At 69.5% G+C, this 20,624-nt stretch carries 19 protein-coding genes; 5 read left to right on the top strand and 14 right to left on the bottom strand.

What is annotated here, in order from left to right; translation table 11 throughout:
* Positions 1-33: 33 nt before the first annotated feature.
* Complete coding sequence (locus OG758_RS14375) at positions 34-876, top strand: nitrilase-related carbon-nitrogen hydrolase (protein ID WP_326710365.1); 843 nt, start codon at positions 34-36, stop codon at positions 874-876.
* A gap of 25 nt (positions 877-901) precedes the next feature.
* Positions 902-2,308, top strand: coding sequence for a dihydropyrimidinase (hydA, locus tag OG758_RS14370; RefSeq protein WP_326710364.1), 1,407 nt, complete (start codon positions 902-904; stop codon positions 2,306-2,308).
* 36 nt (positions 2,309-2,344) lie between these two features.
* Here hydA and OG758_RS14365 read toward each other — a convergent pair whose 3' ends face one another.
* Positions 2,345-2,809 (bottom strand): hypothetical protein, encoded by a 465-nt coding sequence (locus OG758_RS14365; protein ID WP_326710363.1) that lies wholly within the window; start codon positions 2,807-2,809, stop codon positions 2,345-2,347.
* A 123-nt stretch (positions 2,810-2,932) separates the two neighbouring features.
* On the opposite strand from OG758_RS14365, the gene OG758_RS14360 reads away from it, so the two are divergent.
* Positions 2,933-4,363 carry an alpha/beta fold hydrolase gene (locus tag OG758_RS14360; RefSeq protein ID WP_326710362.1) on the top strand — a complete coding sequence of 477 codons (1,431 nt, stop codon included), beginning with the start codon at positions 2,933-2,935 and terminating at the stop codon, positions 4,361-4,363.
* A gap of 77 nt (positions 4,364-4,440) precedes the next feature.
* Here the strand turns inward: OG758_RS14360 and OG758_RS14355 are convergent, their stop codons facing one another.
* The 11 genes from OG758_RS14355 to rfbB all read right to left on the bottom strand — a co-directional run bounded on the left by OG758_RS14355 (position 4,441) and on the right by rfbB (position 15,603).
* On the bottom strand, positions 4,441-5,562 hold the full coding sequence (locus OG758_RS14355; RefSeq protein WP_326710361.1) for a winged helix DNA-binding domain-containing protein: 1,122 nt from the start codon (positions 5,560-5,562) through the stop codon (positions 4,441-4,443).
* Positions 5,563-5,570: 8 nt separating this feature from the next.
* Positions 5,571-6,692, bottom strand: a complete 1,122-nt coding sequence (locus OG758_RS14350) for an epoxide hydrolase (protein ID WP_326710360.1) — start codon at positions 6,690-6,692, stop codon at positions 5,571-5,573.
* A gap of 173 nt (positions 6,693-6,865) precedes the next feature.
* Entirely contained in the window at positions 6,866-7,978 is a 1,113-nt protein-coding gene (locus tag OG758_RS14345; RefSeq protein ID WP_326710359.1) for a DegT/DnrJ/EryC1/StrS family aminotransferase, read from the bottom strand.
* Positions 7,979-7,989: 11 nt separating this feature from the next.
* A complete protein-coding gene (locus tag OG758_RS14340; RefSeq protein ID WP_326710358.1) occupies positions 7,990-8,445 on the bottom strand; it encodes a hypothetical protein in 456 nt (151 codons plus the stop codon).
* A gap of 29 nt (positions 8,446-8,474) precedes the next feature.
* Positions 8,475-8,927 (bottom strand): nuclear transport factor 2 family protein, encoded by a 453-nt coding sequence (locus OG758_RS14335; protein WP_326710357.1) that lies wholly within the window; start codon positions 8,925-8,927, stop codon positions 8,475-8,477.
* Between the two features lie 25 nt (positions 8,928-8,952).
* Entirely contained in the window at positions 8,953-10,128 is a 1,176-nt protein-coding gene (locus OG758_RS14330; protein ID WP_326710356.1) for a macrolide family glycosyltransferase, read from the bottom strand.
* A gap of 50 nt (positions 10,129-10,178) precedes the next feature.
* Positions 10,179-10,781, bottom strand: a complete 603-nt coding sequence (gene rfbC, locus OG758_RS14325; protein WP_326710355.1) for a dTDP-4-dehydrorhamnose 3,5-epimerase — start codon at positions 10,779-10,781, stop codon at positions 10,179-10,181.
* Between the two features lie 12 nt (positions 10,782-10,793).
* Complete coding sequence (gene rfbA / locus OG758_RS14320; RefSeq protein ID WP_326710354.1) at positions 10,794-11,708, bottom strand: glucose-1-phosphate thymidylyltransferase RfbA; 915 nt, start codon at positions 11,706-11,708, stop codon at positions 10,794-10,796.
* 275 nt (positions 11,709-11,983) lie between these two features.
* Entirely contained in the window at positions 11,984-13,417 is a 1,434-nt protein-coding gene (locus tag OG758_RS14315; protein WP_326710353.1) for a DHA2 family efflux MFS transporter permease subunit, read from the bottom strand.
* Between the two features lie 82 nt (positions 13,418-13,499).
* Complete coding sequence (locus tag OG758_RS14310) at positions 13,500-14,525, bottom strand: NADP-dependent oxidoreductase (protein WP_326710352.1); 1,026 nt, start codon at positions 14,523-14,525, stop codon at positions 13,500-13,502.
* A 109-nt stretch (positions 14,526-14,634) separates the two neighbouring features.
* Complete coding sequence (gene rfbB / locus OG758_RS14305; protein ID WP_326715911.1) at positions 14,635-15,603, bottom strand: dTDP-glucose 4,6-dehydratase; 969 nt, start codon at positions 15,601-15,603, stop codon at positions 14,635-14,637.
* Positions 15,604-16,068: 465 nt separating this feature from the next.
* Between rfbB and OG758_RS14300 the strand changes: the two genes are divergently transcribed.
* On the top strand, positions 16,069-17,088 hold the full coding sequence (locus OG758_RS14300; protein ID WP_326710351.1) for a TIGR03842 family LLM class F420-dependent oxidoreductase: 1,020 nt from the start codon (positions 16,069-16,071) through the stop codon (positions 17,086-17,088).
* 141 nt (positions 17,089-17,229) lie between these two features.
* Positions 17,230-18,750 (top strand): NCS1 family nucleobase:cation symporter-1, encoded by a 1,521-nt coding sequence (locus tag OG758_RS14295; RefSeq protein WP_326710350.1) that lies wholly within the window; start codon positions 17,230-17,232, stop codon positions 18,748-18,750.
* Positions 18,751-18,766: 16 nt separating this feature from the next.
* Here OG758_RS14295 and OG758_RS14290 read toward each other — a convergent pair whose 3' ends face one another.
* Positions 18,767-19,420, bottom strand: a complete 654-nt coding sequence (locus OG758_RS14290) for a hypothetical protein (protein WP_326710349.1) — start codon at positions 19,418-19,420, stop codon at positions 18,767-18,769.
* Positions 19,421-19,574: 154 nt separating this feature from the next.
* Positions 19,575-20,579: a carboxymuconolactone decarboxylase family protein gene (locus OG758_RS14285; RefSeq protein WP_326710348.1), complete on the bottom strand. Its 1,005-nt coding sequence runs from the start codon at positions 20,577-20,579 to the stop codon at positions 19,575-19,577.
* Between the last annotated feature and the right edge of the window lie 45 nt (positions 20,580-20,624).

Genomic DNA, 20,624 nt, shown 5'->3' with positions numbered 1-20,624 from the left:
GCTCACGGCACACCGAGCGACCGGAGGTCCCCGATGAGCACCGTGATCCGCGCCGCGATCTTCCAGACCGCCTGGACGGGCGACAAAGAGTCCATGATCCAGGTCCATGAGCAGGCCGTCCGCGACGCCGCCGCGCAGGGGGCGAAGGTCCTCTGCTTTCAGGAGCTGTTCTACGGCCCGTACTTCTGCCAGGTGCAGGACGCGAAGTTCTACGAGTACGCCGAGGCGATCCCCGACGGCCCCACCGTCCGCCGCTTCCAGGCGCTCGCCGCCGAGCACGGCATCGTCCTCGTGCTGCCGATGTACGAGGAGGAGCAGCCCGGCGTCCTCTACAACACGGCCGCCGTGATCGACGCCGACGGCACCTACCTCGGCAAGTACCGCAAGACCCACATCCCTCAAGTGAGGGGATTCTGGGAGAAGTTCTACTTCCGGCCGGGCAACTCCGGCTGGCCCGTCTTCGACACGGCCGTCGGGAAGATCGGCGTCTACATCTGCTACGACCGGCACTTCCCCGAGGGCTGGCGCGCGCTCGGCCTCGAAGGCGCGCAGATCGTCTTCAACCCGTCGGCGACCTCGCGCGGCCTGTCCGGTTACCTGTGGCAGCTGGAACAGCCGGCGTCCGCCGTCGCGAACGAGTACTTCGTCGGCGCGATCAACCGCGTCGGCCAGGAGGAGTACGGCGACAACGACTTCTACGGGACGAGCTACTTCGTCGACCCGGAGGGCCGGTTCGTCGGGGAGGTCGCCGGGGACAAGGAACCCGAACTCGTCGTACGGGACCTCGACATGGCCAAGCTGCGCGAGGTCCGGGACCGCTGGCAGTTCTACCGCGACCGCGCGCCGGGCGCGTACACGCCGCTGACCAACCCGTAGGCAGCGCAGACACGGAAGAGGGAGTATGAGCAGCAGCCGTACCGTCATCCGCGGCGGACTCGTCGTCACCGCCGCCGACGAGATCCACGCCGACGTACTCATCGAGGACGGGCGCATCGCCGCCCTCGCCGCGGCGGGCACCGACGCCGCGGAATCCTGGACCGCGGACCGCACGATCGACGCCCGCCAGAAGTACGTCATCCCGGGCGGTGTCGACGCGCACACCCACATGGAGATGCCGTTCGGCGGCACCTTCGCCGCCGACACCTTCGAGACGGGCACCCGGGCGGCGGCCTGGGGCGGCACGACCACCATCGTCGACTTCGCCATCCAGTCCGTCGGGCACACCCTGCGCGAGGGCCTCGACGCCTGGCACGCCAAGGCCGACGGGAACTGCGCGATCGACTACGGCTTCCACATGATCGTCTCCGACGTGCACGACGAGACGCTCAAGGAGATGGACCTGCTCGTCGCCGAGGGGGTCACGTCGTTCAAGCAGTTCATGGCGTACCCCGGAGTCTTCTACTCCGACGACGGGCAGATCCTGCGCGCCATGCAGCGGGCCGGCGAGAACGGCGGCCTCATCATGATGCACGCCGAGAACGGCATCGCGATCGACGTCCTCGTGCAGCAGGCCCTGGAGCGCGGCGAGACCGACCCGCGCTACCACGGCGAGGTCAGGAAGGCGCTCCTCGAAGCCGAGGCGACGCACCGCGCCATCAAGCTCGCCCAGGTCGCGGGCGCGCCCCTGTACGTGGTGCACGTCTCGGCGCGGGAGGCGCTCGCAGAGATCGCGCGGGCCCGCGACGAGGGCCTGCCCGTCTTCGGCGAGACCTGCCCGCAGTACCTCTTCCTGTCCACGGACAACCTCGCCGAGCCGGACTTCGAGGGCGCCAAGTACGTGTGCAGCACGCCCCTGCGGCCCAAGGACCACCAGGCGGCCCTGTGGCGTGGCCTGCGCACGAACGACCTCCAGGTCGTCTCCACCGACCACTGCCCGTTCTGCTTCACCGGGCAGAAGGAGCTGGGCCGCGGCGACTTCTCGAAGATCCCCAACGGCATGCCCGGCGTCGAGAACCGCATGGACCTCCTGCACCAGGCCGTCGTCGACGGACACATCTCGCGCCGCCGCTGGATCGAGATCGCCTGCGCGACCCCGGCCCGCATGTTCGGCCTCTACCCGAAGAAGGGCACCATCGCGCCCGGCGCCGACGCCGACGTCGTCATCTACGACCCGCACGCCGAGCAGACCGTCTCGGCCGAGACCCACCACATGAACGTCGACTACTCGGCGTACGAGGGCAGGCGGATCACCGGCCGCGTCGAGACGGTGCTCTCACGTGGTGAACTCGTCATCGACCAGCGGACGTTCACCGGGCGGGCCGGGCATGGCGTGTACGTCCCTCGCGGCATCACGCAGTACGCCGGCTAGCAGGCCCGTACCGGCGACGAACGGTATGGCTCTCGCTCAGGTGGCGCACGGAAGCGCGGAGGAGGAGGTCCTGGTGGCGGTGACGTGGGAGGTCACCGACCCTTGCAGGTTGCCGTTGAGGTCGTAGATCCGTGAGGTACCGGAGCTGCTGAAGTCCGTTCCCTGCTGGACGGCGTCCTGGTTGATCTGGATCCAGCCGGTGGCGGTCCCGTTCTCGTCGGTCATCGATTCCTTGATCTTGTAGTTGAACTGCTGGGATCCGCTCCGGGTCCAGGTTCCGGTACTGGTCGCGGTGCCGGACCCGGAGGTGGTTATCAGGCACGCATGACCGGACGTGCCGAAGGAGAGCTGTATGTGGTCGGTCGCTCCGGGCCGGGTGACAGTCCCCGACCACGTTCCGACGGGAGTGAGGCTGCACAGCTGGGCGGCCCCCGCGGAGCCGGTCGTCGCCACCACACTCAGTGCGGCCGCCGTGAGGGTGAGGAAGAGTCGTGTTTTCATGGCGACGAGAATGGCTGATTGGCCTCTAGCGCTGCTGGAGGATCGTCGTAGCGGGCCGCGGCTCGCGGCAGAGCTCCATGCCGGCTCCGGAGTGCCTCTAGCGCGGAGCCGGACCGTGCCTCCATGACATGGGACGAAGCCGGGTTGCGCCACTTTCTGACGCAGCAACTGACGTGGAAGCCAAGCGAATTCGACGACAGCCTCGAACTCGCCTTCATCGAAGTGCCGCTCGATTACGCGCACCCTTCCGGTGAGCGCGTCGAGTTGGCGCTCAGCCGGATCCGGGCGGTGGACCCGCGCAGGCGGCGTGGCGTGCTGCTCTCCCTCAACGGTGGCCCGGGCGGCGACGGCGGCCTCGGCAGGCTGCTGCCGACGCGTCTGGCGGGCACTCCGCCCCACGAGGTCTACGACCTGATCGGGTTCGACCCTCGTGGGACAGGCGCGTCGACCCGGGTCGAGGGCGAGGCGAGTCCGACGACCGTGCCGTTCGACTCGCGTCCTCCGGACTCCGCGTTCACCGCCATCGCCGCGGACATGTGGGAACGCGACCAGGGGTGCGTGCGGGCCGGGGGCAACCTGCGCCGTCACACCACCACCGCCAACAGCGCCCGCGACATGAACGTCATCCGCATCCTGCTCGGCGAACCGGCGATCAGCTTCGTGGGCTGGGCCTATGGCACGCTGCTCGGCGCGGTCTACGGGGCGATGTTCGGAGCGCACCTGGACCGCAATGTCCTCGACTCCTCGGTACATCCGGACTGGGACTGGCGGCAGCAGTTCGCCTCGCAGGCGCTCGCGGTGCGCGAGAACGTGGATCTGTGGGCGGAGTGGGTCGGACGGCGTGACCGGTTCTTCGGTCTTGGCGACGACGCCGCGCGGGTGCTGGAGAGCGTGGAGGAGGTCGCGGCGGCCCTGGCCTCCATGGGCGAGAGCGCGTCCCTGCGTACCGCGTTCGACGGAGTCGTCGGCACCCTGAGCGCGGCTCGCGGGCGCTGGCAGGAACTCGGCGCGCTGACAGGCGAGTTGGGCAAGGCCACCGGCGACGCGGAGCGGGCCCGCGAACTGCTCGCGGGCCAGTCCCGCTGGCGGCCGGGTACCGCGGCGGGCGGACTGCGCGACGCCGTGCTGGAAGCCGTGACGTGCGAGACCGAGTGGCCGGCCGACCTGGAGGTCTACTACCGCGACATGCGTGACTTCAGGGACCGTTACCCGTACGGCTTCGGCGTGATGCGCGCGCAGCCCTGGGTGGCCGCGTTCGGTACGTGCACACCCGTCGAGCCACGCCCCGCCATCACCCGCGGTGACTACCCCACGGGGCTGGTCGTGCAGGCCGACGGCGACCCCCTGGACCACTGCCCTGGGGCGGTGGCCATGGCCGAGCGCCTGGGGCATCCCCTGATCCTGGTGACCGACTCGGGAGCCCACGAGATCTACCGGCTGGGCGGCAACCCGCAGGTGGACGCTCTCGTCGACGCGTACCTGGTCGACGGTGAACTGCCGCCCGCGCGGGTGGAGTGCCCGGGAGAGGCACGGCCGAGCATCCCCGCGGACTAGTCCGAGACGGTGACGAAACCCCTGGCAGACGGTGTGCGATCGAGAGCCGCCGTCCCCCAGGGGTTTCGTGTGTCGCGTCAGGCGTCGGCGATGCGAAGTTCACGCGGTGCGGCGCCGTCCGAGGCGAAGAGCAGCAGACGCTCGCCCTCCTCCACGAGTTCGGCACGCTGACGCTTGCTCACCGGGGAGAAGAGCTGTACGTCGACGGCGGTCGCCGTGCGCGTACGGTCGACCCGCCAGGCGCCGGCGACGAATCCGTCGAGGAGAATCGTCCCCGGGATCACGGCGTTCTTCGTCGCGATGGCCTTGCGATGCTCGTCGCTGATGATCCGGGTGCGGTCCGCGTGGGAGAGAATCGCGTTGTCGTACGGCGCGAGATAGCGAACCGGTGCGGGCGCATCTGCGCCCGGCCGCGGGGCGTCCGGCAGATCCAGCAGCTCTCTGCCCTCCTCGCCGCGCAAGGAGACCAGCCGCGGACGCAGGCGTTCGGTCACCGCGCGCAGCCTGGTGAGCCCCGACCACGCCTGGATGTCCTTGACGGTGGCAGGCCCGAACGCCGCCAGATAGCGCAGGACCAGGTCGTCGAGGTCGGCCTCCGTGTCCAGCGGCGAGCCGATCCAGTCCTCCGCCAGGGCGTACGTCGGCTGTCCGCCCTGTCCCCAGACTCCGCGGGGCGGGATCTGGACCACCGGCAGCAGGCAGCGTACGACGTTGCTGAGTGCGTTGGCCGGGTGGTCGGGCCACGCCGTGCGCAGGGCGGCGGTCAGGTCGCCGACGGTGTGAGGAGCCTCTTCCAGGAGCTCCCGGCCCGCTGCCGCCACCTTGGCCGGGTCCAGTCCGCTCAGGTCCTTGGCGAAGGTTGTGATGAGGCTTCGTTCCAGGAACGGCTGCACACAGGGCCGCAGCTTGCGGCAGTCGGAGGAGGTGACCAGATGGACGGTGCCGCGCATCAGTGGGACGCGCACGGCCTGCCGTCCGGTGAGAAGGCCGGCCAGTTCCCCGGGGAGGAAGTTCTCCAGCCGGGTCCAGAGGCCGTAGTACGGCGGAAAGGGCGCCTGTGCCTGCAGGCCCACGAGGTGTTCGAGCGCTGCGTCCGCCGGCATCGTCCGCCGGTTCAGCAACAACTGGCGTGCCAGGAAAGCACGGTTGAGAGCCCGCCGGTCGAGCACGTCGGCGGGCTGGGACGGAGTGGTGGCCATCTGACCTCTCAGTTCAGGAGAGCGAAGAACGCGCGCAGTTCATCGGCGAGGACGGCGGGCCTCTCCAGGGCCGGGAAGTGTCCGCCGCTGTCGAGATCCTTCCAGTAACGCAGATCCGTGAAGCGCTGTTCGGCCCATGCGCGGGGCAGCCACGCGTCCTTGGGGAACACGGAGCATCCGACGGGCACGTTCGTGGGATTCATCGGCTCCTTGTTGAAGCTCTCCCAGAACAGCCGTGCCGACGAGGCTCCGCTGTCCGTCAGCCAGTAGACGGTGGCCGTGTCGAGCAGCGCGTCCCAGGGCAGCGCCTTCTCCAGGGTGCCGTCGTGGTCGACCCACTCCCAGAACCGGTCCAGGATCCAGGCGAGTTGACCGGCCGGCGAGTCCGCGAGGCCGTAGCCGATCGCTTGCGGGCGCGTGGACTGGATGGCCGCGTAGCCCGAGCGGTTCTGGCCGAAACTCTTCATCCGGGCCATGGCCTGCTGGTCGCGCGCGTCCAGTTCCACCGGGTGATCGGGCGCCTTGGCCAGCGGCATGGTCAGGTGAATGCCCAGGAGGTGGTCCGGGTCGGCGGTGCCGAGTTCGGCGCTCACCCACGATCCCCAGTCACCGCCGTGCGCGCCGTATCGCCGGTAGCCGAGCCGGGCCATCAACTGTGCCCAGGCCCTGGCGGTCCTGCCGACCGTCCAGCCCGCGGAGGACGGCTTGCCGCTGAACCCGTGTCCCGGCAGCGACGGGCACACCACGTGGAAGGCCTGGGACGGGTCGTCGGGCTCGGTGAGCCTGGGAATCAGGTCCAGGAACTCCACGACCGAGCTGGGCCACCCGTGGGTGAGCAGCAGGGGCGTGGCGCCTTCATGGGGGGACCGCGCGTGCAGGAAGTGCACGTCCAGGCCGTCGATCTCGGTGCGGAACTGAGGGATGGCGTTGAGCCGCTTCTCGGTGGCGCGCCAGTCGTAGTCCCGTTCCCACGAGGCGCACAGATCCTTCATGTACGACAGCTTCGGACCCTGCTCCCAGCCGTCGACCGTCTCGGCGTCCGGCCAGCGCGCGGCAGTCAGGCGTCGGCGCAAGTCCTGCACCGAGTCGTCGGGGTAGTGCACCCGGAACGGTGTGATCTCTGTTCCCATGCTTGAGGCCTCCTCGTCAGCCCGTGACAGTCGGGTGACCTGAGGCTAGGGACGGCCGCTACAACCGCGGTCGAGCCGCCGCTGCGCCGGCACCCGCGCGCGTCGGGGTGAGGCGCGGAGGCGGGGGCTCCGACCGGCGCCCCCGCCTCCTCGATCCCGCTGTCCGGCGACGGTCACCAGCCGCCCTTGATGGTCTTCGCGATGTGAGCCCGGTCGTCGTCCGACACCCACCAGCCGACCGGTATGGCGATGTGACGCCCGGCCACGCCGTCGAGCCCGGGCAGGACCGCTCTGCAGCCCTGGGTGGCGCCGTAGACGTCGTTGCGCTCGTGGACCTCGCTCGTGGCGATTCCGGCCTCCTTCATGCGCAGGACGAAGGCGTCGCGGTTGTCCACCTTGAGGGAGTAGTACCAGAACGACGGATTTCGGTCGGAGGCCCGCTCCGTCAGCTCGACACCGTCCACCCCGGCCAGCTCGCCGTCGTAGAACGCGGCGTTCTCGCGGTGCCGGGCGACGAGGCCGTCGACGGTCTCGAGGTTCGCGAGACCGATGGCCGCGTTGATGTCGTTCATGTTGAACTTGAAGCCGTACTCGGGGATGTCGTTCTTGAACCGGGCCCCGCCGCCATCGCGGTCGATGCCGTACCAGCGCAGCATCCTGGCACGGCTCAGCAGTTCGTCGTCGGGCAGCACGATCAGACCGCCGTCACCGGTCGTGAGGTGCTTGATCGCCTGGAAGCTGTAGACGCTGATGTTGCCGTGCCCGCCGAGGGGTACGCCCTTGTACGTGGCGCCCCACGCGTCGGCGCAGTCCTCGATGACCCGGGGCCGGACTCCATGGACGCGTTCGGCCTGGTCGAGAACGCGGTTCAGGCGGTCGAGGTCGACGGGGTAGCCGCCCCAGTGCACGAGGACGATCGCCCGGGTCGTGGGCGTGATCTTCCGGGCCAGGTCGTCGAGGTCCACGTTCAGCGTTGCCGGGTCGGTGTCCACCCAGCGGATCCGCATCCCGTTCGCCAGGATCGGCCAGTTCGTCGCCGTGCAGGTCAGCGCGGTCGCCAGGACCTCGCCGTCCCGCCCCGACTCCGTCGCGACCAGGTGCAGGGCCAGGTGCAGCCCGGACGTGGCGCTGTTGACGGTCAGGATCCGGGGGTTGTCCAGCCGCTCGGCCAGGGCGCGTTCGAACTCGTCGACCTTCGCGCCCTGACCGATGTAGCCGCTGTCCAGAACCTCACCGACCAGCGCCGACGCCTTCTCGGACATCGCCACCTTGAAGAGAGGGATCATGTGTCGTGTCCTCAGCAGCTGGGGGTGCCGGCGACGCGGTGGACATCGACGTCGGCGACCTGGGTGAACTGGGGGTTCCCGGCCATGTCGTAGACGTGTGAGACCCCGGTGCTGGTGAACGTGCTGCTCACCGCTTCGGTGTTCTGGTCGATGTAGATCCAGCCCTGCTGCGTGCCGGACCCGTCGGTCATCGCTTCGGCGATCTTGTAGTTGAAGTCGCCGGCGCCGCCGGTGGACTTCCAACGGCCGGTACTGACGCCGGCGGACGTGATGAGGCACGCCTTGCCGCTCGGCGTGAATATGAGCTCGATGTCACCCGTGGTGCCCCCGTGGGTGACCGTACCGGCCCACTTGCCCACCAGCTGGCGGGAGGAGTCGGTGCCCGCGTAGGGCGCCGGGTGCGCGGTGCCTGCCGCGAGGGCGGACAGGACACCGGCGGACACCATGGTGGCGAGGATCCTTTTCATGTCTGACGACCTCTCGGCTCGCGCGGTGCTCACTTGTACTCGCCGTCGGTCTCGACGAAGCGGTTCCGCACGAGCCAGGACCCGTTCGAGCGGACGAGCTCGTCGTCGCAGAGGGTGTGGTGACGGAAGTGCACCTCGCCGCTCAGGAGCGTGCGGTTGGGCGTCACGTAGACCATGACGTAGCTCTGCGCGCGGACGGTGTCGTCGTCGATCTGCTCGACGGTCAGCTGACCGACCCAGTGCCGCAGGACGAGCCCCTCGTGCTTGCCGGTCTGCAGCTCGATCGCCTTGACGAGTATCTCGCGGCCGACCAGAGGGGCGGGCATGTCGGCGGCCTGGAACACACCGTCCGGCGTGAAGGTGCGCGCCCACTGCTCGCCGTCACCACGGTCGAGAATCTTGAGCTGCAGCGCGTAGAACTGCTGGATCTCCAGGTACAGGTCGCTCGGGACGAGCTTGGTGCTGAGATCGTGCGAATTCATCTGATTCTCCAGTCGACTTCGGTGGTCACTTCGAAACGGGGTGAAGGTGGCCGAGGATCGTGTCGGCCGCGCGTGGTGCGCCGCCCGCCTCCTTCATGTACTTGCGCATGTCGCGCAGGTTCGCCTGCACGGTCTCGTCGGCGGCGACCTCCAGGACGGCCTCCCGAAGGGTCTCGGCGGTCACCTCCTCGGGGGGCAGGACGCGGCCGAGGCGCAGCTCGCCCGTCCGCGCGGCGATCATCTCCGAGTCGCCGTTGTGGGGTACGGAGACGAGAGGCACCCCCGCGTACAGGGCGTTCATGGTGTTGCCGGCGCCGCCGTGGCACACGAACGCGCCGGCGTGCTCGAGGACCGCCTGCAGCGTCAGCCACGTGTGGATCTCGGCGTTGGGCGGCAGTTCGCCCACCGCCTCCAGGTCCACGCCGGGACCCGCCGCGATCACCACGTGCCACGGCAGCCCCTCGAAGGCCTTCGCGCACATCGCGAAGAACTCGGGCTGGGTGTTGAAGGTCGTGCCCAGGGAGATCAGGACCACGGGCTTGTCGCTGGACGGCCGCCACGTGCCCTGCAGGTCGCTCTCCCGCAGCGGGATCCCGACGAACGTGTACCGGTCCTCGGGGAACGAGTCGGCGTCGGACTGGAACTCGCGCGGCATGAAGGAGATGTTGCGGGGCGCGTCCGCCATCAGCTCTTCCAGCGTGACGTCCCGCAGCCCGTGCGCGTCGGCGAACGCGCGCAGCTCACACGTCAGTTGGCCGAACATCCCCTCGGCGGCGCCCTCCGCCTCGGAGAAGTACTGGTGGGAGGCAAGGACCGGATAGAGCTGGATACCCGGAACGCCGAGCTTGCGCGACATCACACGGCCGAGGAACTGCATCGAGATGTCGTAGACGAGGCAGTCCGGCAGGTCGTCACCGAAGTGGGCCTCCAGCGTCGGCGCCGTGGCGGCCGCTTCCCGCACCGCGCCCAGCAGGACACGGGCCAGCCAGTCCTCCGCGCCGGTCGGGGCGATCGTGCGCGGGTCGAGCGTCGTGGTGTAGGGGATGACCTCGGCGCCCGTCGAGGCGATCTTCTCGGCGAAGCCGTCGGCGGCCAGGTAGCTGACCTTGTGACCGCGCCTGACCAGTTCCTCGACCACGGCAAGGGTCGGTGTGACATGACCCGCCGCGGGGATGTTCAGGAAGGCGATGTGCTTCTTCATGAGTATTCCTGTTCCAGGTGTCGTCGACTGGCTCGGGGATGCCGACCGCGTCATCCCCGCGGCCGGATCGGTGTCTTGACGCGCAGGTCCGAGTACCTCGGGAGCACGCCCAGGGCCTCTGTCTCCGCCAGCGTCGGCGCGGTCCTGTCCTTGTCCGACAGGACGATGTCGTCCATGGCCGGCCACGGCAGGGCGAGCTGCGGGTCCAGCGGGTTGATCGAGATCGCCTTCCCGGGGGTGTAGACGTTGTCGCACAGGTACGTGACCACGGCGGTGTCACTGACCGCCGCGAAACCGTGGCCGAGCCCTTCGGGGATGTACACGGCGTGCCGCTGCTCGTCGTCCAGCGGGATCGCGAGGGACGCGCCGTACGTGGGCGAGCCGAGGCGGACGTCGACGACGACGTCGACGATCGAGCCGCTCACGCATGTCACGTACTTCGCCTCACCCGGTGGGGCGGCCGTGAGGTGGATCCCGCGGATCGTGCCGCGTCGCGAGACCGAGCAGTTGACCTGCGCCACGTCCATCGGACGGCCGGTCGCCGCGGACAGCCGGTGGCCGACGAACAGTTCCAGGAACGCACCGCGCGGGTCGCCGAACACCTGTGGCTCGACGAGGTGAACGCCCTCGATGCCGAGTTCTTCGAAGTTCATCAGGCCTCCTCGTCACCCGTTGGCGCCGGCGCCGACCGGGACCAGCCGCTGGATCTCCTGGGTGGCGGCGTCGGGCAGCCCCATGAGGTACTCCCCGTAGCCGCTGGACAGGAGCGGCTGCGCGAGTTCCCGGAGCCGGTCGCTGTCGATGAGCCCGTTGCGCCAGGCCGCTTCCTCGACGCAGCCGATCTTCTGTCCCTGCCGCTCCTCGATCACCCGGACGAACTCCGACGCCTGCACCAGCGAGGCGAACGTCCCGGTGTCGAGCCACGCCGTGCCGCGGTCGAGCACGGTCACGCTGAGCTCACCGCGGCGCAGATATGCCTGGTTCACCTCGGTGACCTCCAGTTCGCCGCGCGCGCTGGGCCGCAGGGACCTGGCGATGTCGACCACGCGGTTGTCGTAGAAGTACAGACCGGGGACCACGTATCTCGATTTCGGGTGCGCCGGCTTCTCCTCGATGGAAACGACGCGCCCTTCGAGGTCGAAGTCCAGGACGCCGAAGTCACTCGGGTTCGCCACCGGGTAGGCGAAGATGTGACCGCCTTCCGGGGAGGCGTGCGCCTTCAGCTGATCCCCGAGGCCGGCTCCGTGGAAGATGTTGTCGCCGAGGATGAGCGCCACCGGCTCGTCCCCGATGAAGTCCGCGCCGATCAGGAACGCCTGGGCGATTCCCCCGGGCCTGGGCTGCGTCGCGTACTGGATCTGAAGGCCCAGGTGCGCGCCGTCGCCCAGCAGCCGCTCGAAGGAGTCCCGGTCGGACGGCGTCGTGATGACGAGGATGTCCCGCACGCCCGCCAGCACCAGAGTGGACAGGGGGTAGTAGATCATCGGCTTGTCGAACACCGGCATGAGTTGCTTCGACATGGCTTGAGTGATCGGCCACAGGCGGGAGCCGGTTCCGCCGGCCAGAATTATTCCTCGCATGTCTCGGAAGCTAATGACGGCGGCTATAGGGACGATCGAGGCCGGGTGGGCCCAACAGCCGGACGCCGTCGGCAAGTTGTCGGGCGGCCGGTCGTGGGAGACGGCCCACCAGGGGGTCCCCGGTGGGCCGTGGCCGGTGCGGGCCCGTGGCGGGTTCCGCTGCCCCGCGGCGCGCTTGTACGGGCTGCTGACGAGACGTATGCGCACAAGCCCGTATGAGCACGAGCCCGCCCGGTGAACCGGGCGGGCTCGTGCGTACCTGCTTGCCGTGCGGTCTACTGCTGCGGCCCGCGCGGCACCGCGGCCGCGGCCGCGAGGCTGAGGGCGAGCAGCACAGCGGTCGCCAGGAACGCGACCCCGTAGCCGGACGCGAACGCGTGGGCGTCGGGAGCACCGTCACCGGCGACGTCGGCGGTACGGACCTGGGCCAGCGCGACCATGACCGCGAGGCCGGCCGCGCCGCCCAGCGACTGCGAGGTGTTCAGTACCCCCGACGCCAGGCCCTGCTTGTCCTCCGGCACACCCGCTGTCGCCGCGCCCGCCACCGAGGTCACCACGATGCCCAGGCCCAGGCCGAACAGCAGGCTCGGGCCCATGAGGTCGGCGACGTAGGAGGCATGCTCGTTCGCCGCCGACTGCCACACGAGTCCGGCGATCATCGGCAGGAGACCGGCCAGCATCATCGGCCGGGGACCGGTCTTCGGCCCGACCACCGAGGAGGCGGCGGCACCGATGAACGCGAAGACCGTCAGGGGCAGGAACACCAGCCCCGTACGCATGGCGCTGTAATGGAGCACCGACTGGTACAACAACGTCAGGAAGTAGAACGTCGTGGGCAGCGCGGCCCCGAACGCCAGCATCGTGACGTTGGCCGCCCACACCGAACGGTTGCGGAACAGGCTCAGCTCCATCAGCGGCTGCTTGGCCAGCTTGGCCTGGTCGAGCACGAACACCGCGAGTAGCACCACGCCGATCGTCAGTGACCCGACGATGCGCGTCGAACCCCACCCGTAACGCTGTCCTTCGGCGAGCCCGTAGACGAGCGCGGCGATCCCCAGAGTGACCGACACGGAGCCCAGCACATCGAGCTTCGCCCCCTTACGGGTGTCACCACGGGGCGTGGGGGCGACCGACGAGACCGCCATCCCCACGATCAACAGGCACAGCGGCACGTTGATGAGGAAGACCCAGCGCCACGACAGCCACTCGACGATCGCTCCGCCGCTGAGCACGCCGATCGCTCCGCCGCTGCCCGACGCCGCGCCCCACAGGGCGAGCGCCTTGGCCCGCTCCAACGGCTCGGTGAACGTGGAACTCAGCACGGCCAGCGAGGCGGACGCCATGATCGCGCCGCCGAAGCCCTGCCCGGCGCGACCGAGTACCAGCGTCGCCGCGTTCGCCGCTATGCCGCCGACGAGGCTGAACGCCGTGAACACGGCGAGGCCGATGAGCAGCAGACGTCGCCCGCCGAACAGGTCCACCATCCGCCCGGCCAGCAGCAGGAAGCCGGCGAACGGAATCAGGTACCCGTCGTACACCCAGGTCAGACTGCCCGATGTGAAGTGCAGCGCGTTCTGGATGGACGGGATGGCGACGTTCACGATCGACGCGTCGAGGATCACGGTCAGCTGCGCGAGGCAGCACACCGCGAGGACGAATCCGGCCCGGCGCGGCTGGGCCGGGGCGTCCAGTGCAACCTGATCGATCATCGGAGGGGACTCCTCGTTCGGACGAGTGACTGGGCCGCACCCGGGTCCCGGCGCGCGGGCTGCACCCGTCCTGCGTCAGCCATCACGAGATCTTGACGAGCACGTTGCCCTTGTAGGCGCCGCCGAGCAGTGCGGTGAGCGCCTCGGGCGCGGCGTCGACGCCGCCTTCCACCACGGTGTACGGCAGGACGATCTTGCCCTCCTGCAGCCACTGGGCGAAGTGCTGGTTCCACGCCTGGATCTGCTCCGGCGTGTGGTACGTCGAGAACGGCTTGATGACGATCTGCCGGATGATCCCGGCCATGATGTCCAGCTTGGGGAACGCACCCTCGGCGTTGCCGGTCTGCGCGGACACGGCCCCGCCCAGCACGAGCCGGGCTCCCTGCGCCGAGGCCTGCACGGCGGCCTCGAACTGCTCCCCGCCGACCAGGTCGAAGAACACGTTGATCCCGTCGGGGGCGAGCTCCCGGAGCTGGTCGACGACGGGCCCGTCCTTGTAGTTGAACGCGGCGTCGTAGCCCAGTTCCTTGGTGAGGTACTCCACCTTCTCGGCGCTGCCGGCCGAGCCGATGACGCGCTTGGCGCCGCGGGCCTTGGCGATCTGCCCGGCGAGCGAGCCGACCCCGCCGGCCGCGTTCGACACGAACACGACGTCGTCCTCGCCGACTTCGGCGACGTCGGCCATGCCGTGGTAGGCCGTGATGCCCTGGTTCAGGAAGTATTCCGGGCCGGGGTACCACGAAGGGTCGACCTTGAAGTACTGAGCGGCGGGACCGGTGGAGAACTCGGTCCAGCCGTCCATGTGCTGGACGGTGTCGCCCACGGCGAGGTCGGGGCTCTCCGAGGCCACGACGACACCGACCGCGCCGCCCCACGGGCGCTCGCCGACCTTGTAGGCCGGCATCATGGGCAGCCCGGGGTCCTCGGTCATCAGGTCCCGCATGACGGCGGTCACCTGGAGGTACAGGTTGCGCACGAGCACGTTGCCGGACGTGGGCTGGGCGACATCCACCTCCACGACCTCGAAGTCGTCCTTCGCGGGCTGGTTCACGACGTAGCGCGCCAGCCGTACTTCCTTGCCGGTGGCCGGGAGAGTCTGGGCAGTCATTGGTTATCCCCTTTGGTTCATTTCGATATGACCGAGGTTCGAGCGATTCAGTGACTACGTCGCAGCATTCGAAGATCGCTTGAACGATGCTCGAACGACGGTGGGTTTTCTACTGGTTCCACCAGGAAGTGTTTTCCCTGTACCACTCGACCGTGGCCTTGAGGCCCGTGTCGAATGATTGCCGCGGGGTGAAACCCAGCTCATTTCGGATCTTGGTCATGTCCAGCGAGTACCGCTGGTCGTGGCCGAGCCGGTCGGCGACCCGTTCGACCATGTCCCAGCCCGTTCCGCAGCTTTCCAGCAGGCGTGCGGTCAGTTCCTTGTTGGTCAGTTCCGTGCCGCCGCCGACGTTGTAGACATGGCCGGGCCTGCCACCGCGGAGAACCAGCTGAATGGCCAGGCAATGGTCCGCGACATGAAGCCATTCGCGGACGTTGTCGCCCTCCCCGTACAGCGGAACACGCCGCCCCTGCAGAAGGTTCGTGACGAACCGCGGAATGACCTTCTCGGGGTTCTGGTAGGGACCGTAATTGTTCGAGCAGCGGGTGAGCACGACGTCAAGCCCGTGGGTCCGGTGCGCGGACAGCACCAGCAGGTCGGAGCTCGCCTTGGACGCCGCGTAGGGCGAATTCGGCGCCAGCGGCTGCGCCTCGGTCCATGACCCGGCGGAAATGGAACCGTAGACCTCGTCCGTCGACACGTGCATGAAGCGCCCGACCGCGTGCCGCCGGGCCGCGTCCAGCAGGATCTGCGTGCCGAGCACGTTCGTGGTCACGAACGCACGGGCGTCTTCGATGGACCGGTCGACATGCGACTCGGCGGCGAAGTGGACGATGGCGTCGTGCCCGCGCACGGCCTCGTCGACCAGTTCCGCGTCGCAGATGTCGCCGCGGACGAACCGGAAACGAGGATTCTCTGCGACCGGCGCGAGGTTCCGCATGTCGCTGCCGTGGCCGAGGGTGTCGATGACGGTCACCCGGGCGTCCTTCAGGTCCGCCCCTGGAAGCTCGCCGGACAGCAGTGCCCGGACGTACTGTGACCCGATGAAGCCCGCACCGCCGGTAACAAAGATCCGCATGTGGGTGACAGTAGGGACTCGGACTCGAAGCTGACTTGAGCCGAAGGGGCCTGCGCGCGAGGTCTGCCCCTTCGAGGTCCGGTTCCGCGACACCGATCGCCAGGGCCCTCCGCTTCTCCCTGAATCAGTCGTGGGCGCGCGTAGAGTCGCTCTTGCCAAGCCCCAGGAGAGCGTCCAGGATTGGGCCCCCTCGGATCGCCTCAGAGGCGTCACCAGACGTCGCTCCGCATGGTTCGCCGTGGTCCGGGACGGAACGACCCACCGGAGCGGATCGGGGCTTGGGGGCAGTCGGTATGCGCACTTGGCAAGCACTGAGGCACTCCGCCGGCGCGCCTACGTCGCCGAGACCGTGTCCTGGCGGTGAACTCGCCGTCTCCAGGCGGGAGTTCATGAGGCCCGCCGGGCACGGCGTGTACAACCCGCACTCCACCTGCCAGTACCTGAACTAGAAAATTGGCGGATCACATGGACTTCGGACTCGTCCTCCAGACCGACCCCCCGGCCTCCGGCGTCGTCTCCCTCATGCAGCGTGCCGAGCGCGAGGGCTTCACCCACGGGTGGACCTTCGACTCCGCCGTGCTGTGGCAGGAACCCTTCGTCATCTACAGCCGGATCCTGGCCGAGACGTCGCACCTGACCGTCGGCCCGATGGTCACCAACCCGGGCACCCGCACCTGGGAGGTCACCGCCTCCACCTTCGCCACCCTCAACGACATGTACGGCAACCGCACCGTCTGCGGCATCGGCCGCGGCGACTCCGCGATGCGCGTCGCCGGACGCAAGCCCAACACGCTCGCCCGGATCAGCGAGGCCATGAAGGTCATCAGGGCGCTCGCCCGGGGCGAGGAGGCCGACCTCGGCGGCACGGTCATCCGTTTCCCGTGGGTGCGGAACGGCGCCCAACTGCCGGTCTGGATGGCCGCGTACGGGCCCAAGGCCCTGAAGATGGCCGGCGAGGAGGCCGACGGGTTCATCCTCCAGCTCGCCGACCCGTATCTGACCCAGTACATGATCAAGGCCGTGCGGGACGCGGCCGCCGGCGCGGGCCGCGACCCGTCCGAGGTGAAGATCTGTGTGGCGGCGCCCGCCTACGTCACCGCCGACGACTCGCCCGAGGCCCTCGCCCACGCGCGCGAGGAGTGCCGTTGGTTCGGCGGCATGGTCGGCAACCACGTCGCCGACCTCGTCGCCAAGTACGGCGAGCACTCGTCGATGGTCCCCGACGAACTCACCGACTACGTCAAGGCCCGACAGGGCTACGACTACGCCCACCACGGCAGGGCCGGGAACCCCGACACGGCGTTCGTACCGGACGAGATCGTCGACCGGTTCTGCGTCATCGGCACCGCACAGGACCACGTCGAGAAGCTGCGCGCCCTGCGGGACCTCGGCGTCGACCAGTTCGCGCTCTACGCGATGCACGACGCGAAGGAGGAGGTGATCGACGTATACGGGGAGCACGTCATTCCGGCGGTGAACGCCTGAGGCGATCCCGTGGGCAACGCCTGAGCCCCATCTCGGCACACCCCGTCCTCCCCGCCAGGGTCCCCATCGCCCGCACCCGCACGGCCCGTTCGCACCTCCCCGCTGTCCGAGCCCTCCGGCTCCCGAACGAATGGCCTGCTCATGACCGACACCGCGCCACCGGCGCTGCCCGCGGGCAGCGGCATCGACCTCAGCGCCGACGCCTACCCCTCCGACAGCCGCTACGCCAACGACGACCTGCGCCCCGTCCCCCTCGCCGAACGCCGCTGGACCACCTACAACTTCGTGGCCCTGTGGATCGGCATGGCCCACTGCATCCCGTCCTGGACCCTCGCCTCGGGCCTCGTCGCACTGGGCATGGACTGGAAGCAGGCCGTCCTCACCATCGCCCTCGCCAACGTCATCGTGCTCCTGCCGATGCTGCTCACCGGGCACGCGGGACCCAAGTACGGCATACCATTCCCCGTCCTCGCCCGCGCCTCGTTCGGCCTGCGGGGCGCCAATCTGCCCGCGCTGATCCGGGCGGCGGTGGCCTGCTGCTGGTTCGGCATCCAGACCTGGATCGGCGGGCAGGGCGTGTTCGTCCTGCTGGGGAAGGTCTTCGGCGGCTGGGCCGACGTGTCGAAGGTCGGCGGCTACCCGTGGACCCTGTGGCTGTGCTTCGTGCTCTTCTGGGTCCTCGAACTCGCCATCATCTACCGCGGCATGGACACCCTGCGCCGCTTCGAGAACTGGGCGGCGCCTTTCGTCCTCGTCGGCGCGGTCGTCCTGCTCGTGTGGATCGCGAACAAGGCAGGCGGCTTCGGCACGCTCCTCGACGAGCCGTCCCAGGTCGGCTGGGGCGCCGATTTCTGGAAGATCTTCTTCCCCGGCCTCATGGGCATGATCGGCTTCTGGAGCACACTCAGCCTCAACATCCCGGACTTCACGCGCTTCGGCAAGGGACAGCGCGCCCAGGTCTGGGGGCAAACCCTCGGTCTGCCGACGACCATGACGCTGTTCGCCCTGATGTCCGTCCTCGTGACGTCCGGATCCGAGAAGGTCTACGGCGCCGCGATCTGGGACCCGGTCGCGCTCGCCGGCAAGACCGACAACGTCTTCGGCCTGCTGTTCGCGCTCATCACGGTCTTCGTCGCGACCATTTCCGTGAACATCGCGGCGAACGTCGTGTCACCCGCGTACGACCTGGCGAACCTCGCGCCCAAGCTCATCAACTTCTGCACCGGCGCGCTGATCACCGGGGTCATCGGCGTCCTCGTCATGCCGTGGAAGCTGACGTCCACGCCCGAGCTGTACATCTTCACCTGGCTCGGCGTCGTCGGCGGACTGCTCGGCACCGTCGCCGGCATCCTCATCGCCGACTACTGGATCATCCGCCGCACGGTGCTCCACCTCGCCGACCTGTATCTGCCGAACGGCCGGTACTGGTACTCGGGCGGCTGGAACTGGAACGCGGTGGCCGCCTTCGCCGTGGGCGGCGTCCTCGCGGTCGGCGGTTCGTACTCGACAGTCGACGCGAAGGGCGCCAAGCAGGGCCCGTTCCCGGTGGACGGCCTGATCCCGTTCCTCAAGCCGCTCGCGGACTACGGCTGGGCGGTCGGGCTCGGGTCCTCGCTGATCCTTTACGTGGCTCTGACCAAGGCGCGCGGGGCCCGGATCTAGCCGGTCCTCGCCCGACTCAGCTGGATTCCTTGCCGGTCAGCGCCGCCACCGCGTCCCCGGCAGCCTCCAGGGCACCCTTGTAGATGCCGTCCGTCGGGGGTGCGCCGTGGGACTCGAAGTTGCTGCCGTTGTAGGTGACGGTCACCAGGGCGTTGCCGGCCCTGACCGTCACCACGGCCTCCCGGGTGTTCTGCTTGTCGTGCGTGGTGAGGGCGACGGCGATCCTGGCCTCGTCACCGAGGCCGGGCGCCGCCTCGCCCTTGCCACGCACGGCGAAGGAGGTGTTCGCCGCGGCGGCCGACTCCTTGATCTCGAAGGAGACGTCGAGCCAGCGGTAGTCGTAGTCCTTCAACGCGCTCCACGAGCAGCCGCGGCGCAACGAACGGTCGGCGGCGGCCAGTTCCTTGCCCGCCGGGTCGGCCTTCGGCACCAGGTCCGCGACCGTGTTCGCCGTGACGGCGGAGCACGGCTCGGGCGGCTTGTCGTAGGCGCGGCTCGTCGCGGACCCCGCCGACTGCGCGGCACGCTTCGGCGAGGGCTGCGGGGCAGCGGCGGGCTGCTCGGACGAGTCCGCCATCGGGCCCGACGTCCAGGCCCAGCCGGCGCACGCGAGCACCACGACCGGCAGGACCCGCACGGTCAGCGCGAGGGGGAGAGGGAGAGAACGCACGGCGTACGCCCCTTGTGCGAGGGGGAGGGGACGCCAGTGTCACACGAGTTGCCCCGTGACAACACCGCCCCCTTGCCCCTCATGCGTCCCACGAGCAGTTCAGTACACCCGCACCGCCGCGCCTTCACCCCAAAGGGGTCTTCCGCGTACGCGGTCAGGGCCTCTCCATCAGGGCGGGCAGGGGCAGGGCGGACTCGATGCGGTCGATCGCGGCGAAGGCGCCGTACGCGATCAGATGGACCAGGCAGTGATCGGTGAAGGGCGGCTTCAGCCAGGCCGCCACGTCTTCGTCCGTGATCCGGTACGGGGCTACGGCGGCCAGCACCGCGAGGCGCGCCCCGGGCCGCCGGTCGCGGTCGGGCAGCTCGTCCCAGGCGAGCGGCGGATGCGAGCCGTCCCAAGCGGCGAGGGCCTCCTCGACCAGGGCCAGGTCGACGTCGTCGAGCAGTCCCGCGCCCGTGGAGGCGGCGTCGCACAGCGCGGCGTATGCCGGGCCCACGGTCGTGCCGGCCGCCCAGGCGGGGCCCGGGCCCGGATCGTCGAGCAGGGCGAGGCTCGCGCCCGGCGCGTGGTCCCGGCGCACCGTCCGCGCCAGGCTCCGGCCCCCGAGGCTGCGCACGGGGCGCAGGCGCTGGGCGTTGCCGGGCAGCAGGTTCTCGGTGAGCAGGGCGGACACGACGCGGTTGATGAAGTGGAAGGCGAACGCGGTCCCGAGCTGCGCGGGGACCTCGGTGCCGGGGAAGGGGAGCGGGGTGAGGCCCGGGGAGCCGGGGGTGCGGGTGGCGCGGCCCCAGTCGAGCACGCGCGCGTGCCGCTCCTCGGACGGGGTCTCGCCGCGCGCCAGGGACTCGGCGAGCGCGTGGTCGCCGGTGGCGTGCAGCAGCATGGTGTGTGCGTCCACGCAGAACGGGCACCGGTTCGCGAGCGACACCCCGGCCGCGACCAGCTCCCGGTCGGTACGGGTCCCCGCACCCGCGATCAGCGACTCCCGCATCAACGCCCAGGCGGGGGCGAGGAGTTCGGGCGCCGACGCCAGGACCACGAAGGTGGCGGCGCGCTCGATGCCGAAGTCCTCGCCGAGCTGCCGGTAGACCTCGGCCACGCGTCCGGTGGCCGACTGCGGGGGCGGCGGGCTGGTGTAGCGGAACGTCCGTGACATCGGGTCCTCCTGGTGGCTGCGGGCTGGTTCCGGCACGCCCCCACA

It is taken from the genome of Streptomyces sp. NBC_01474 (assembly GCF_035918215.1).
Taxonomy (GTDB): Bacteria; Actinomycetota; Actinomycetes; order Streptomycetales; family Streptomycetaceae; genus Streptomyces; species Streptomyces aureus.
The sequence above is the reverse complement of the archived record's forward strand: the minus strand, read 5'-3'. Positions and strand labels throughout refer to the sequence as shown.

Bases quoted from the DNA above. Each gene is read 5' to 3' on its own strand.
- OG758_RS14375 (WP_326710365.1), top strand. From the start codon at position 34: ATGAGCACCGTGATCCGCGCCGCGATCTTCCAGACCGCCTGGACGGGC.
- hydA (WP_326710364.1), top strand. From the start codon at position 902: ATGAGCAGCAGCCGTACCGTCATCCGCGGCGGACTCGTCGTCACCGCC.
- OG758_RS14365 (WP_326710363.1), bottom strand. From the start codon at position 2,809: ATGAAAACACGACTCTTCCTCACCCTCACGGCGGCCGCACTGAGTGTG.
- OG758_RS14360 (WP_326710362.1), top strand. From the start codon at position 2,933: ATGACATGGGACGAAGCCGGGTTGCGCCACTTTCTGACGCAGCAACTG.
- OG758_RS14355 (WP_326710361.1), bottom strand. From the start codon at position 5,562: ATGGCCACCACTCCGTCCCAGCCCGCCGACGTGCTCGACCGGCGGGCT.
- OG758_RS14350 (WP_326710360.1), bottom strand. From the start codon at position 6,692: ATGGGAACAGAGATCACACCGTTCCGGGTGCACTACCCCGACGACTCG.
- OG758_RS14345 (WP_326710359.1), bottom strand. From the start codon at position 7,978: ATGATCCCTCTCTTCAAGGTGGCGATGTCCGAGAAGGCGTCGGCGCTG.
- OG758_RS14340 (WP_326710358.1), bottom strand. From the start codon at position 8,445: ATGAAAAGGATCCTCGCCACCATGGTGTCCGCCGGTGTCCTGTCCGCC.
- OG758_RS14335 (WP_326710357.1), bottom strand. From the start codon at position 8,927: ATGAATTCGCACGATCTCAGCACCAAGCTCGTCCCGAGCGACCTGTAC.
- OG758_RS14330 (WP_326710356.1), bottom strand. From the start codon at position 10,128: ATGAAGAAGCACATCGCCTTCCTGAACATCCCCGCGGCGGGTCATGTC.
- rfbC (WP_326710355.1), bottom strand. From the start codon at position 10,781: ATGAACTTCGAAGAACTCGGCATCGAGGGCGTTCACCTCGTCGAGCCA.
- rfbA (WP_326710354.1), bottom strand. From the start codon at position 11,708: ATGCGAGGAATAATTCTGGCCGGCGGAACCGGCTCCCGCCTGTGGCCG.
- OG758_RS14315 (WP_326710353.1), bottom strand. From the start codon at position 13,417: ATGATCGATCAGGTTGCACTGGACGCCCCGGCCCAGCCGCGCCGGGCC.
- OG758_RS14310 (WP_326710352.1), bottom strand. From the start codon at position 14,525: ATGACTGCCCAGACTCTCCCGGCCACCGGCAAGGAAGTACGGCTGGCG.
- rfbB (WP_326715911.1), bottom strand. From the start codon at position 15,603: ATGCGGATCTTTGTTACCGGCGGTGCGGGCTTCATCGGGTCACAGTAC.
- OG758_RS14300 (WP_326710351.1), top strand. From the start codon at position 16,069: ATGGACTTCGGACTCGTCCTCCAGACCGACCCCCCGGCCTCCGGCGTC.
- OG758_RS14295 (WP_326710350.1), top strand. From the start codon at position 17,230: ATGACCGACACCGCGCCACCGGCGCTGCCCGCGGGCAGCGGCATCGAC.
- OG758_RS14285 (WP_326710348.1), bottom strand. From the start codon at position 20,579: ATGTCACGGACGTTCCGCTACACCAGCCCGCCGCCCCCGCAGTCGGCC.